General features: G+C 61.2%; 10 protein-coding genes. 6 read left to right on the top strand and 4 right to left on the bottom strand.

The window, feature by feature from the left end; translation table 11 throughout:
• Positions 1-265: 265 nt before the first annotated feature.
• On the bottom strand, positions 266-883 hold the full coding sequence (locus ACM5SV_RS05620) for a flavodoxin family protein (protein ID WP_222017036.1): 618 nt from the start codon (positions 881-883) through the stop codon (positions 266-268).
• A gap of 122 nt (positions 884-1,005) precedes the next feature.
• Here ACM5SV_RS05620 and ACM5SV_RS05615 point away from each other — a divergent pair, with 122 nt between their 5' ends.
• The 4 genes from ACM5SV_RS05615 to ACM5SV_RS05600 all read left to right on the top strand — a co-directional run bounded on the left by ACM5SV_RS05615 (position 1,006) and on the right by ACM5SV_RS05600 (position 6,890).
• A complete protein-coding gene (locus tag ACM5SV_RS05615) occupies positions 1,006-2,967 on the top strand; it encodes an ABC transporter ATP-binding protein (protein ID WP_222017038.1) in 1,962 nt (653 codons plus the stop codon).
• Positions 2,968-3,058: 91 nt separating this feature from the next.
• Positions 3,059-4,957 (top strand): ABC transporter ATP-binding protein, encoded by a 1,899-nt coding sequence (locus ACM5SV_RS05610; RefSeq protein ID WP_128407040.1) that lies wholly within the window; start codon positions 3,059-3,061, stop codon positions 4,955-4,957.
• Between the two features lie 208 nt (positions 4,958-5,165).
• A complete protein-coding gene (locus tag ACM5SV_RS05605) occupies positions 5,166-5,483 on the top strand; it encodes a hypothetical protein (protein ID WP_003553482.1) in 318 nt (105 codons plus the stop codon).
• A gap of 369 nt (positions 5,484-5,852) precedes the next feature.
• Positions 5,853-6,890, top strand: coding sequence for a LacI family DNA-binding transcriptional regulator (locus ACM5SV_RS05600; protein WP_003553479.1), 1,038 nt, complete (start codon positions 5,853-5,855; stop codon positions 6,888-6,890).
• A 7-nt stretch (positions 6,891-6,897) separates the two neighbouring features.
• On the opposite strand, the gene ACM5SV_RS05595 is transcribed toward ACM5SV_RS05600, so the two are convergent.
• Both ACM5SV_RS05595 and ACM5SV_RS05590 read right to left on the bottom strand, forming a co-directional pair.
• A complete protein-coding gene (locus tag ACM5SV_RS05595) occupies positions 6,898-8,190 on the bottom strand; it encodes an MFS transporter (protein WP_222017040.1) in 1,293 nt (430 codons plus the stop codon).
• 141 nt (positions 8,191-8,331) lie between these two features.
• On the bottom strand, positions 8,332-9,531 hold the full coding sequence (locus ACM5SV_RS05590; RefSeq protein WP_128439099.1) for a multidrug effflux MFS transporter: 1,200 nt from the start codon (positions 9,529-9,531) through the stop codon (positions 8,332-8,334).
• A 272-nt stretch (positions 9,532-9,803) separates the two neighbouring features.
• On the opposite strand from ACM5SV_RS05590, the gene ACM5SV_RS05585 reads away from it, so the two are divergent.
• Positions 9,804-10,544 carry a TetR/AcrR family transcriptional regulator gene (locus ACM5SV_RS05585; RefSeq protein WP_017996838.1) on the top strand — a complete coding sequence of 247 codons (741 nt, stop codon included), beginning with the start codon at positions 9,804-9,806 and terminating at the stop codon, positions 10,542-10,544.
• Between the two features lie 67 nt (positions 10,545-10,611).
• Here the strand turns inward: ACM5SV_RS05585 and ACM5SV_RS05580 are convergent, their stop codons facing one another.
• The gene (locus tag ACM5SV_RS05580) at positions 10,612-11,052 is read right to left on the bottom strand and encodes a response regulator (protein ID WP_012763566.1); all 441 of its coding nucleotides are present in this window, start codon (positions 11,050-11,052) and stop codon (positions 10,612-10,614) included.
• A gap of 284 nt (positions 11,053-11,336) precedes the next feature.
• Between ACM5SV_RS05580 and ACM5SV_RS05575 the strand changes: the two genes are divergently transcribed.
• Positions 11,337-11,876 carry a L,D-transpeptidase family protein gene (locus tag ACM5SV_RS05575; RefSeq protein WP_012763567.1) on the top strand — a complete coding sequence of 180 codons (540 nt, stop codon included), beginning with the start codon at positions 11,337-11,339 and terminating at the stop codon, positions 11,874-11,876.
• Positions 11,877-11,892: the final 16 nt, after the last annotated feature.

Raw genomic sequence — 11,892 nt, 5'->3', positions numbered from 1 at the left:
GCGGCCATGCACAACACCTGCCGCGGCATCGGGCTCCGAACCAGCGGCCCCGCAACGAAACTAGGGGAGCAAGCACGCTCGTCCATAGTCTATCAAACTGGTAGTGTATGAAAGCGCTAAATGGCGCAGGTGGCAAGAGGTTTGTTGCCACTTATCTGCAAGATATTGAAATAAAACATAATTTAGAGGTATTCCGCGGAAGCTCGGTCGACCTGTGCTTCCCGAGCCGGGAATCGAACTTAAAAATGTCAGCTCGGCGGCGGCCTCAACTGCCCTCGCCCGGATATTGTTTTGCCTTCAGCAGGCCCGCCAGATGCGCCGTGTTGCGGGCCAGCATGTCGACGGCATTGGTCACGACCTTCGGCACCTTGTCGAGATCGACGAAATTAGTGGACCCCATTGCCTCGCCAACCCAATAGGCGACTGCATTGGCCGGAATGGTGAAACCGACGTCGTTCAGCGCCTGGAAGAGCTCGGCCGACACATGATGGGCGCCGTCCTCATTGCCGACGACGGCAACCGTCGCGACCTTGCCATAGGAGACCATGCGGCCCTGATCGTCCGTCTCCTCGAGGAAGGCGTCCATGCGCTCCAGCGCCCGCTTGCAGACACTGGATGGCTGACCGAGCCAGATCGGCGTCGCCATCAGCAGGATATCGGCGGAGAGCACCTTGGCGCGAATATCAGGCCAGTCATCGCCGGCGCCTTCGTCGGAGGTGACGCCCGGCTTGACGTTGAAATCGGCGAGGCGAAGCACTTCGGTCACGACGCCGTGAGCGGACATCGCCTTGTCGATCAGACCGATCATCCGGTCGGTCGAGGACGCGTCCTTGGCGTCGCTGGTCTTCAGCGTGGCGTTGAGGGCGAGGGCTTTGAGCGGCATGGCTCTCTCCGGTAGCGGTCGGCGGTTGGCGTTCGCCTGCTGCAACCCGTTCGCGCGCAGATTGTTCCCGCCCGGATGCGAGGCGACCTCACGTAAAAATAACCAACTGGTGAATTCTTTACTTGAACCCCCAAATGGAATCGGCAAAAGTGCAGATGCTATCAATCCCTTCATGGATTTGCCGTCTTTTCGGGCCAGCGTCCGACCACACATCTATTGGAAAAAATACCGTGAGCAGCGATGCGTTAACACGCGCGACGAAGCCTTCGGCTTCGATGGCGCTTGCAACTGCGGCAGGCTGGGGCCGAGGCCTCTTCACATTGGTGCGTATCACCATGATGGCCTTCCGCCACCCCTGGCAATCCGGCTTTGCGATCGGCGCCACGCTGGTCGCCTCGACCTTCCAGCTGATGATCCCGCGCCTTCTCGGCCACGCCGTCGACCACACGCAGATGGCGATGACCGGCGGTGCCGCGGGCCAGGCGGCACAGGACGCGCTTTTGACCACGGCGCTGCTGCTGCTTGGCGCCAGCGTGCTGCGCGGCCTCTTCACCATGGTCCAGAACTATTACAGCGAAGCCGTCGGCCATCACATCGGCTACGAATTGCGGCTGGCCTGCTACGAGAAGATCCAGCGACTTTCTTTCAGCTTTCATGACACCGTGCATTCCGGCGACCTGATCACCGTCGGCCTGCTCGATCTCGAAGGCGTGCGCATGTACTTTTCCACCGCACTCGTCCGGATGATCCTGCTGTCGATCCTGATCGGCATCGGCGCCTATATGCTCTTGTCGACCGATATCCTGCTCGGCCTGCTGGCGATGAGTTTCGTGCCCTTTGTCGGCTGGCGCTCGTCGGTGACGCAGCTCAAGCTGCGCGCCACCTGGCTCGACCTGCAGGAGCGGCTTTCGGTGCTGACCCGCATCATGGAGGAAAATCTCGGCGGCATCCGCGTCGTGCGCGCCTTTGCCGCCCACCAACACGAAATTTCGAAGTTCGAGGCCGCATCGAAGAGCGCGCTGGCACTTGCCCATCAGCGCGTCGGCATCCGCGTCACCAACACCAGCGCCATGACCCTCTCCTTCTTCGCGGCGATGGGCCTGGTTCTGTGGGTCGGCGGCGGCAAGGTGATGTCGGGCGAAATCACCGTCGGCACGCTGGCCTCGTTCCTGACCTTCATGACCATCCTGCAGATGCCGGTGCGCCAGCTCGGCCTGATGGTCAATGCCTTTGCCCGCGCCTCCACCTGCGGCTCGCGCCTCTTTGCCCTGCTCGACCTCGACGTCGCGATCAAGGATGCGCCGGATGCCAAGGAGCTGAACCTTACCGACGGCGTGCTGCGCTTCGAAAACGTCAGCTTCGCCTATCCGGGTTCTGAAAAGCGCACCGTTCTTAACGATGTCTCCTTCGAAGCCAGGCGCGGCCAGACGATCGGCATCGTCGGGCCTCCCGGCAGCGGCAAGTCGACCATTGCCCATCTTATCCCCCGCTTTTACGACGTCAGCGGCGGCAAGATCACCATCGACGGCCAGGACATCCGCAAGGCAACGCTGCAATCGCTGCGCCGGGCGGTTGCCGTCGTACAGCAGGATTCCTTCCTGTTCACCACGACGATTGAAAACAACATCGCCTATGGCGACCCGTGGGCGAAGGAAGGCCGGATCGAACGCGCCAGCGAAAGCGCCCAGCTGCACAATTACGTGCTCGGCCTTCCGACAGGTTACGGCACCGTCGTCGGCGAGCGCGGCGTTTCGCTGTCGGGCGGCCAGCGGCAGCGTCTTTCGATCGCCCGCGCGCTGATGCTGAAACCGGCAGTGATGATATTCGACGATTCGACGGCGGCAATCGATGCGGCCACCGAGCAGCGCATTCGCGGCGCCATGCGCCGCTACGCCGCCGACCGCGTGACGATCATCGTCGCTCACCGCCTGAGTTCGCTGATGCATGCCGACCAGATCCTGTTCGTCGAAGACGGCCGGATCGTCGAGCGCGGCACGCATGAGGCGCTGCTGTCGCTCGGCGGGCGCTACAAGGCGCTTTACGAGCTACAGGTGCGGCCGGGCGACGAGGTCTTGAGCGCCTAGCAGGAATTCCCTTCTTCTGCCCACCGGGGAGAAGAGCGGACAAGCAATGACTATGCAGGCCACCGGACGTGATGGCCGCGGGAGGAATGGCATGGCCGAGGAACTGGAAACCGAGCGTCCCGACGTTCGCGAGGATGGACGCCGCCCGCCGCGGGCGGTGGTCGGTTCGCATCGCGTCGAGGAGGAGATGTTCGGCAAGGCCTTCGACGGCAATATCGTCAAACGCATCTGGGGTTTCGTTCACCCCTATCGCCGCCAGGTCGTGTGGTCGGTCGTTGCCGTTTTGACCTTCACGATGATGCAGCTCACCATCCCGCTGATCATTCGTTATGCCATCGACCACGGCATGTCCCCGGGCGGCAACCATTCGGCGCTGGCCTGGTCGATCGTCGCTTTTTCCATCGCCATATCAATCAATTATGCAGCGAGCTACGCGCAGGAGACGCTGGTCGGCGGCGTGGCGGAGGACGTGCTCTTCGATATCCGCAAGGCGATGTTTTCGCACCTTCAGCACGTCTCGCTCTCCTTCATGGACAAGACCGAAGTCGGACGGCTGATGTCGCGGCTGCAGGGCGACGTCAACTCGATGCAGGAATTCCTCGAAACCTCGGTGCTGTCAGTCGGCGACATCGTGCTGCTCTTCGGCATCGTCTTCGTCATGCTCTATCTCGATTTCAAATTGGGACTGCTGACGCTCTCGGTGCTGCCGGTACTGTTCATCGTCCGGCTGTTCTGGCTGCCGCTGGCGCGCAAATCCTTCATGGCCGCGCACGAGACCAATTCGATTGCCGCCGGCGCCCTCGCCGAAGCGATCCACGGTGTGCGTGCGGTCCAAAGCATGGACAGGCAGGGCGTCAACTTCACGCTTTACGACGACAAGGCGCATGCCAACTTGCAGACGCATCTGACGGCGGCGCGCTATGCGCAGGTGATGGTGCCGATCGTCGACAGCCTGACCGGCGTGGCGATGGCGCTCGTCATCGTCGTCGGCGGCGCCCGCGTCCTCAATCAGGCGCTCGATGTCGGCGTGCTCGTCGCCTTCCTGTTCTACATCCAGCGCTTCTTCGACCCGATCCGTTCGCTGACCCTGCAATATTCGGTGATGCAGCGCGCCATGGCGTCTGGCCAGCGGCTGACCGAAGTGCTCGACGTGCCTGTCGACATCAAGGACGCGCCCGATGCCAAGGCCTTGTCGCGCGACATGGACGGCTCGGTGGAATTCAAGGACGTCGTCTTCGGCTACAATCCGAAACATCCGGTGCTGAAGCATGTCAGCTTCAAGGTCAATCCCGGCGAGACGGTGGCACTGGTCGGCCCGACAGGGTCCGGCAAGTCGAGCTGCATGTCGCTGATCCATCGCTTTTACGACGTGCAGCAGGGCCAGGTGCTGGTCGGCGGCGACGATGTGCGTCATCTGACGCAGGATTCGCTCGGAGCGCAGATCGCCATGGTGCTGCAGGAACCCTTCCTCTTCACCGGCACCGTTTTCGAAAACATCCGCTACCACAAGCTGGAGGCGACGCGCGAGCAGGTGATCGAGGCGGCAAAGGCCGTCGGCGCGCATGACTTCGTGATGCGCCTGCCCGACGGTTACGACAGCGTTCTCGGCGAGCGCGGCGGCAACCTTTCGCTCGGCCAGCGCCAGCTTTTGAGCTTTGCCCGCGCATTGGTGGCGGACGCAAAGATCCTCGTGCTCGACGAGGCGACGGCCAATATCGACAGCTATACCGAGATGCTGATCCAGAAGGCGCTGGTGAAGCTGCTCGAAAACCGCACCGGCCTCGTCATCGCCCATCGGCTTGCGACGATCCGCGAGGCGGACCGCATCATCGTGCTGCAGAACGGCGAAGTCATCGAAAGCGGCAACCACCGCCAGCTGATGAAGAACGGCAAACTCTATTCCAAGCTCTACAATCTGAACTACTCCTCCTTCGACGACATTCCCGAAGACGTGCTGGAAGAGACGACGGCAGCGGAATCGGCGACCTAGCGCATCGTGGTTTCCGACGATCGGAGCCGATTTTCGGAAAGCGCGATGCGAGGATTGAAAGTGTTAGAGCGTCGTTTGTGCTGCCGTAACGACGCACGGCGCTCTCGTTTAGGGCGTGCATTAATGCCTGTCGTAAAGTTTGAATGAACCAACGCGTTGCTGCCGCATTTCTCTCTTATCTGGGGCGAGTGCCACTGAGGAGAATGTTATGAAACGAGTTATTAGCAGCCTGTTGATCGCGACGGCCCTTGTTGGATCGGCTATTCAGCCTGCTGCCGCACGCGATCACCGCCATCACGACAATACTGGCCGAATCATCGCCGGCGGCGTTGCCGCGGGCGTCGTCGGCGGCCTGATCGGCGGCGCAATCGCCAATGGCGGCCCTCGCTACGTTGACGAAGGCCCTCGTTATGTGGAGAGCCCCCGCTATGTCGAACCCCAGCCGAGATGCTGGTATGAGGACCGCGACGTCCGCAATCGCTATGACGGCGGCTATCACGCCGAAACCGTGCGGGTCTGCGAGTAAACACGGGAACGTTGATCCGATCTCTCGGCCGAGGTTGCCTGCCGCAGCCTCGGCTTTTTTCTGCAAAAAATTACGGCCGGCATGCGGTCTGTTGTCATCCTGATCCGCTTCGACGACGTGCCGGAATCCTCCTGGGTGAGCTATCAGCTGCCCACCTTCCGCCAGGATCCGCTGACCCTGGCGCAGCGCGCCTTCGAGCTGATGGAGCGGCGGCTTGAAAACCCGGGCTTGCCCCCGGGTTGCGAACGCGTCATTTCCGCAGCTCGTGATCCGCCAGAGCTTCAGACCTTGACCCTCCCACGGCTTTTCGCAGGCGCCATCCTGTGGCAAGAAGGGTTGACGCGTGACCCGGGAGGAAGATCGACGCAGATGAAGGGTATCCGCCAGCTCGCCGAGCATCTCGACATTTCGATCGGAACGGTGTCCCGTGCGTTGAACGGCAAGCCCGACGTCAACGACGAAACGCGCCGGCGCGTGCTCGCCGCCGCCGAGGAACTCGGTTACGTCGCCAACCAATCGGGCCGCAGCCTTCGCCAGGGCACGACCAACGTCATCGGGCTGATGCTCGAAGTGAGCCGCGAGACCGTCGAAAACAGCGACGACTTCTTCCTTGGCGTCACTGACGGCCTGCAGAGGGTGTTTTCCCGCCACAAGCTCGATCTCGTCATGCTGCCCTGCCCCGATGACGAGGACCCGCATGAATATCTGAAGCGCATGGTGGCGCGCCGGCTTGTCGACGCGCTAATCATCTCTGCGACACGACGCACCGACCGGCGCATCGAGCTTCTGGAAAAGGCCCGCATCCCCTTCGTGGCGCTTGGCCGCAGCGCGTCGGGCGGCAGCTACACCTGGATGGATCTCGATTTCGAGGGCGTGGCGACGCGCGGTGTCGACCGGCTGGTCGCCAAGGGGCACCGGCGGATCGCCGTGGCTGTCCCCTCCTCCGACATCAATCTCGGCTACCTCTTCCTCGACGCCTACCGCCAGGCACTGCAACGGCACGGCATCCCCTTCGACCCGGCCCTCGTCATCCGGGTCAAGTCGAGCGAACAGGGCGGTTATCAGGCCGGCCATGAATTGCTGATGATCGGAGAGCGGCCAACCGCGATCATCCTGATCCACGAACTGATGGCGATCGGGCTTTACCGCCGGCTTGCCGAGGCCGGCGTCGTGCCCGGCCGTGACCTCGCCGTGGTCGGTTTCCGCGAGGAGCCGCGCACGCTTTTCCTGCAGCCGACGCTGACATCCTTTCGCATGTCGCTGCGCGATCTTGGCGCGCAGCTCGGCGAAACCCTGCTCGCCACCATGCCGGCCTATGCCGATCATTATCCGCAGGGCGCCCGCAACAGGATCTGGCCGCTGGAACTCGTTCCAGGCGAAAGCGACGCTTTCATGCTGACGGCCTGAAGCGGCCTCAAACCCCGCTCGCAGCTGCCGAATGCTCCCTGTGCGACAGCTGACGCGTGACGACGAAGACCAAGAGGGCTCCGACAGCCAGGCAGGCGGCCAGGAAGAACATCGGCGCGATCGTGCTGCCGCTTGCTTCCTTGATCCAGGGCACGACGTTCTGGGCGACGAAACCGCCAAGATTTCCGACCGAATTGATGGCGGCAAGGCCCGCCGCAGCCCCCGCGCCCTTGAGGAAGCGTGAAGGCAGGCTCCAGAACACCGGCTGGGGCGCGAAGATCCCGGCTGCGGCAACGCAGAGGAAGGCGAATTGCAAAGTGTGGTTCGGGATCAGCGCCGAAAGCAGCAGGCAGGCGGCGCCGATGAAAGCCGGAATGACGATATAGGGCGTCTTCGATTGCGCCTTGTCGGCCATGGTGGGAACGACATAGAGCGCGATCGCGACCAGCACCCAGGGAATGATGTTGAGGAAGCCGTTCACCGTGTTGCTGACGCCGAAAGCCTTGACGATGGTCGGCAGCCAATAGCTGAGGCCATAGGCCGAAAGCGGAAAGGCGATATAGCAGAGCGCCATCAGCAGGACACGCGGGTCGATGAGCGCCTTGAAACCGTTTCCGGCGTGCTCGCCCATGCCGGCATTTTCGGAAGTGAGCCTTCGTTCGAGCCAATCCTTCTCCTCGCCGCTCATGAAGCTTGCGTTTTCAGGCCGGCCGGGAAGATAGAAGAAGGTGACGATGCCGGCAATCACAGCCGGAACGCCCGTGGCGAGGAAGACCCACTCCCAGCCGGCAAAGCCGTAGAGACCGTCGAGATCGAGCAGCACGCCGCCGAGCGGCGCACCGACGGCATTGGCGATGGCACTGAAGATCATGAACAGCCCGACCATCCTGCCGCGATAGGTCGAGGGAAACCACAGCGTCAGCAGATAGAGGACGCCCGGAAAGAAGCCGGCTTCGCAGACACCGAGCAGAAAGCGCAGGATATAGAACATCGTCGCGTTCTGCGTGAAGGCGAGCGCGATAGTGACGATGCCCCACGAGACCAGAATGCGCGCGAACCAGACACGGGCGCCGAGCTTGTCGAGGAAGAGGTTGCTCGGCACCTCGAAGAGAAAGTAGCCGATGAAGAACAGCGAGGCGCCGAGACCATAGGCATATTCACTCATTCCGAGAGCATCGACCATCTGCAGCTTGGCGAAACTGACGTTCTGCCGATCGATATAGGCGATGAGATAGAGAATGCCGAGAAACGGCATCAGCTTCCAGGTGATTTTCGAGATCAGCCGCTTCTCGTCGACCATAAGTATCCTCCGGTATGACCATGCTTCGTCACGGCGTAGATAGAGCGGCCAGCCGATAATCAATTGCGCGTTGCATTTTCTCGGGGGCCGCGACCGGATCATATGGCCGCACCCGGACACCGGGTGCGGCCTGGCTTCAGATCATTCAGCTGGGGCGACGGCGGTGCGGCGGCCGATCGTTGCCTGGGTCAGCACGAAGGCTGCGAAGGCGCAGAGCGCGATCCCGGCGGCCATCGGAACGGCTGTGCCGTCGAAGAAGACGCTCGATATGACCATGGCGACGGCGGCGATCACGAAATGCAGCGTGCCCATCAGCGACGAGGCGGTGCCGGCGATCTCGCCGTGATCCTCAAGGGCGAGCACCGCGCTCGTCGGGATGACGAGGCCGAGGAAGCCGTAGCCGATGAACAGGAAGGTCGCCAGGACAGGCAACTGGTTGAAGCCGGCAGCCATCACCACCGCCATGACGACCATGGCAAGGGCAAAAACGCTGACCGCAATGCGCATGACGCGGACGAGGCCAAAACGCTCGCCGAGCCAGCCCGTCGCCTGCGATACCGCGAAGAAGGACACGGCATTGATTGAGAAGGCGAAACTGTATTGCGTCGGCGTCAACCCGTAATGCTGGATCAGCACGAAGGGCGAGTTGGCGAGATAGACCAGGAAGCTCGAAATGCCGAGGCCGCCGATGAAGGTCAGCGTCAGGAAGTTGCGGTCGCCAAGCAGCAGGCGGTAGGCAGCCATAGCGCTCTTCAGCCCGCTGCCGCTGCGTTCGGTCGCCGAACGGGTTTCATCAAGCTGGGTGGCGAGCAGGACGAGGCCGATGAAGGCGGCGATGGTCACGGCCCAGAATACGCCGCGCCAGCCGTAAAACTCGATGACGGCGCTACCGGTCAGCGGCGCCAGGATCGGCGAAATCGAAAAGACCAGCATCAGCAGCGACATCAGGCGGGCGGCCTGGACGCCGGTATGCATGTCGCGCACGATGGCGCGCGGAATGACCATGCCGGCGGCACCGCCGATACCCTGAACGAAACGGAATGCGATCAGCGTTTCGATATCGGTCGCCAGCGCGCAGCCGATCGAGGCGACGGAAAAGAGGCCGATGCCGAGATAGAGCGGTAGCTTGCGGCCCCACATGTCCGACAGCGGACCATAGACCAACTGGGCGAGCGCAAAGGAGATGAAGAAGGCGAGAAGAGTGAGCTGGGTGACGTTGTTATCGGCATGCAGGTCCTGGCCGATGGACGGCAGCGCAGGCAGATACATATCGATGGCAAAAGGCCCGATGGCCGACAGAAGGCCGAGAATGAGGGCAATGCGAAAGAAGGGAGCCGTCATAATGGTGATCTTTCATAAAAGCGCAGCGGAGATACCGGATCGTCGCTCCGCGGCATTGGCTCTTAAAGCGGCGTGCGTCCTCTCGGACGCACAAGGACGCTCTGACACTTTAAGTCTACGCATCGTGCTTTCCTAAAATCGGTTCCGATTTTCGGGCCGATGCGCGGGTTCAATGATGATCGTTCGCGCGAAGACGAAGTTGGGAGCTCATATCTCAGCGGCGGAACCAGGAGTGTCAATAAATTTGGACACAGATGTAAAATTAGACGCCATTGTCTAAAACGTCAAGACGTCTTATCTTCGCTCTCATGAAAGAACGCATGACACCGGCAGTCCGAATGACGGGGCATACGCAGCGCGGACAATGCGCCAAGCGCATGTCGATCCTCGATGCCGCGGCAGACGTATTCTGCCGCCAGGGTTTTGCCGGCGCGAGCATCGACGAGATCGCCGCCGTCGCCTGCGTATCCCGCCAGACGATCTACAATCACTATCGCGAGAAGGAAACGCTGTTCGTCGCCGTCGTCGAAGACGTCATGAACCGCGCCAACGCCATGCTCTTCTCGGTGCTGTCGACCTTTCCTGAGCGCGCCGACAATCTCGAAGACGAGCTGACGGCCTTCGCCGTGCGCCTCAACAAGAACTGCATCTGCAACCACGACGGTAAATTCTTGCGCAAGCTGGTGCAGACCGAAGGCGAGCGATATCCGCACCTCTTCGAAAGCTGGCGCCAGCAGGGGCCGGGCAAGCTGACCACCGCACTGTCAGCACTTTTCGGGCGGCTTGCCCATAAGGGGACGCTCGCCATCGACGATTTCGACGTCGCCGCGCGGCAGTTCGTGGCGCTCGGCAATGCCGATCTGCAGATGATGATCCTTCTCGGCGGCACACCCACCGACGAAGAACTGGAAAAGGCGGCGCGCAACGCCGTCCATACCTTTCTCAAAGCCTATAGCAAGCCGGAGGCGGAAAAGGCCGGCCAACCGCCGCAGCTCGCAGCCATATCCGGCTGATCAGGCCCTTGTACGATCGGGTCCTACCGATCAGGCCCATCATTCCCACCCGATCAAGCCCATGCGATCAGGCAAAGACCGTCATTTGTGAGGGCACGACCGCGAACATGCCGACGCGGCGCGCGGCAAGATATTTCACCAGCTGTTCGACAACCGAAGGCAGGACCGGCTTCTGGACCACGCCGACCGCGCCCTTGACGCCGTCAGCAACCACTTCGGGATTGCCGGTCATGAAGACGACGGCAATGCCATGCTCCTGCGCCAGCCGCCGGCCGATTTCGGGCCCGGTCGGGCCGTCAGCGAGATTGACGTCGACCAAAGCGATATCGGCAAGCGGCGCCAGCCGCAGCGCCTGTTCGCAATCATTGGCAAGGCCCGCCACCTGCATGCCCATACCTTCCACCGTCGCCTCGAGATCGAGGGCGATCAGGAATTCATCTTCGACGATCAATACTCTCTGTTTCATCAGATCATCTCGTTGCCAGCGCCGCACGACATTGGTGGCCATGATACGTCCCCTTGGTTACGCCTTACTCCGAAAGAGGGATCCGCTCCGGCAGCCTACCCCGACGCGAAACTCACGGCGGTAACGGGCAACTTGGCGATATGTTCCGCGGTGAAACGCCGTTTCTTGTATTTAAGATATTGTTAACGTTGACAAATTCTTAAGAATAAAGAAGCTTAAGAAAAAAGGTGGCGCCCAATCGTGCTCAGTTTCAACCGCGCACCTTCTGAATGGGGACGCGATAAGGCAGTATTAGCCATTCGGTGAGCTTGAAGACGAGGACCAGGTTGAGAAACAAATTTGTCATTTTAGCCGCCGTGGTCGTCAGCTTGTTCGCTTACACGAAATTGATGGCCAGGATCGGCGCCGGCTCACCACCTCCAGATGCGCCGTTGGAGCAACAGGCTGACCGCATTCGCGTTTATAAAACCGAACGTCGCATGGTCCTTCTCAAAGGAGATACCCCCATCTCAACATACCGGATTTCTCTTGGGCAGGCGGCCGATGAGGGTCCCAAGCAACGAGAAGGTGACGAGAAAACGCCTGAAGGGCGTTATGAGATAGACTGGCGCAATCCGAAGTCGATGGCGCATCTGAGCCTGCACATTTCATATCCAGACCCTGATGATCGGCGCAACGCTGAAGCCGGTGGCTTTCCTCCCGGCGGCAATATCATGATCCACGGACTTCCCAATGGCTGGGGCCTATTCGGAAATGCCCATCAACTGTGGGATTGGACGGATGGATGTATTGCGGTCACCAACGCCGAGATGCGTGAGATTTGGGCTCGTGTCCCCAACCACACCCCCATAGACATTATGCCCTGAAGGTTGTGACGAACTC

The organism is Rhizobium sp. CRRU65 (genome assembly GCF_048551595.1).
GTDB classification, from domain to species: Bacteria; Pseudomonadota; Alphaproteobacteria; order Rhizobiales; family Rhizobiaceae; genus Rhizobium; species Rhizobium leguminosarum_J.
This window is presented reverse-complemented; position numbering and strand designations above follow the sequence as displayed.

Bases quoted from the DNA above. Each gene is read 5' to 3' on its own strand.
- ACM5SV_RS05590 (WP_128439099.1), bottom strand. From the start codon at position 9,531: ATGACGGCTCCCTTCTTTCGCATTGCCCTCATTCTCGGCCTTCTGTCG.
- ACM5SV_RS05600 (WP_003553479.1), top strand. From the start codon at position 5,853: ATGAAGGGTATCCGCCAGCTCGCCGAGCATCTCGACATTTCGATCGGA.
- ACM5SV_RS05620 (WP_222017036.1), bottom strand. From the start codon at position 883: ATGCCGCTCAAAGCCCTCGCCCTCAACGCCACGCTGAAGACCAGCGAC.
- ACM5SV_RS05610 (WP_128407040.1), top strand. From the start codon at position 3,059: ATGGCCGAGGAACTGGAAACCGAGCGTCCCGACGTTCGCGAGGATGGA.
- ACM5SV_RS05580 (WP_012763566.1), bottom strand. From the start codon at position 11,052: ATGGCCACCAATGTCGTGCGGCGCTGGCAACGAGATGATCTGATGAAA.
- ACM5SV_RS05595 (WP_222017040.1), bottom strand. From the start codon at position 8,190: ATGGTCGACGAGAAGCGGCTGATCTCGAAAATCACCTGGAAGCTGATG.
- ACM5SV_RS05605 (WP_003553482.1), top strand. From the start codon at position 5,166: ATGAAACGAGTTATTAGCAGCCTGTTGATCGCGACGGCCCTTGTTGGA.